General features: G+C 47.9%; 2 protein-coding genes. Both read left to right on the top strand.

The features are described 5' to 3' along the window. Nucleotides 1-714 (top strand): tyrosine-type recombinase/integrase (locus T472_RS08220; protein WP_023863529.1); only part of this gene is annotated, 714 nt, incomplete at its 5' end. Next, nucleotides 707-1198, top strand: a 492-nt coding sequence (locus T472_RS08215) for an IS91 family transposase (RefSeq protein ID WP_023863528.1), incomplete at its 3' end; no start/stop codon positions are given. The genes T472_RS08220 and T472_RS08215, both read left to right, overlap by 8 nt.

The raw sequence follows: 1198 nt of genomic DNA, 5'->3' as shown, positions 1-1198 counted from the left end.
TCCTACAATGACATTCGGACCCATCTCCTTTTCCTTAAGAAGACAAAGAAGCTTTCCAACCACAGTATCAATGCCCACTCATCACAAATACGCTTTTTCAGGCTGTACATACTTAAGCAATCCTGGGACAAATACGAAGTCCCTTCCATGAAGAAAAACATCTATCTCCCCGAGGTAATGACCCTGGGTGAGACAATGGAGTTCATATGTTCGATCCACGACCTGAGACTCAAGGCTTGCATTGCCCTGCTTTACTCTTCCGGGCTAAGGCTATCAGAACTCCTGCACCTCAAATACGAGGATATCAGCAGAAAGGATTGCCGTATATTCATCCGCGCCTCAAAGAACAGGTCGGAAAGATATGCCACACTGTCCACCAATGCCTTGGAGATACTCACCGACTACTGGAGAAGATATGGTCGTCCGATGGAGTGGATTTTCCCAAGCAAAAGAGGAAATCAGCCCATTACTTCAAATACGCTTTCCCGTCTCATTTCAGGACATCTCAAGACTCTCAACTGGTCCAAGCATATTTCTTCACACACTTTCAGGCATTCGTTCGCTACCCATCTCTATGAGAGCGGCGTCGACCTTATTACCATTCAGAAGCTTCTCGGCCACAGGTCTTCAAGCAGCACTGCAATATACATTCACCTCGCAAGGACAGGCCCGTCTCATTTCGTCAACCCCTTCGATGGTGTCCACAATGTATAAGGTTCAGGAAATATTCAACAAGGGATACGGCAATTTCCTTGAAAAGCATGGTGAGAACCATGATACCGATAAGGCAGCAAAAGCGATAATGAGCTGCAAAACATCTGCTTTGGGAGGCAACTCCACTACATGCCAGGACTGCGGTGAGACCCATGTCCACTACAACTCCTGCAGAAACCGCCATTGCCCATGCTGCCAGTCCCTTACCAAGGAAAAATGGATAGACGCCAGGAAGGCAGATGTGGTGGATGCCCCATATTTCCATGCCGTGTTCACCGTGCCGGAAGATCTCAACCCAATCATCTTTTCAAACAAAAGGCAGCTCTATAACCTGCTATACAGCGCCAGCTCTGACACCCTCATAGAACTTGCCCGGGACAAAAGGCACATGGGTGCAGATATCGGATTTCTGAGCATACTCCATACCTGGGGAAGCAACCTGTCCTTTCATCCGCACATACATGTCATTGTCCTTGGTGGAGGA

The organism is Youngiibacter fragilis 232.1 (genome assembly GCF_000495435.3).
Taxonomy (GTDB): domain Bacteria; phylum Bacillota; class Clostridia; order Clostridiales; family Clostridiaceae; genus Youngiibacter; species Youngiibacter fragilis.
This window is presented reverse-complemented; position numbering and strand designations above follow the sequence as displayed.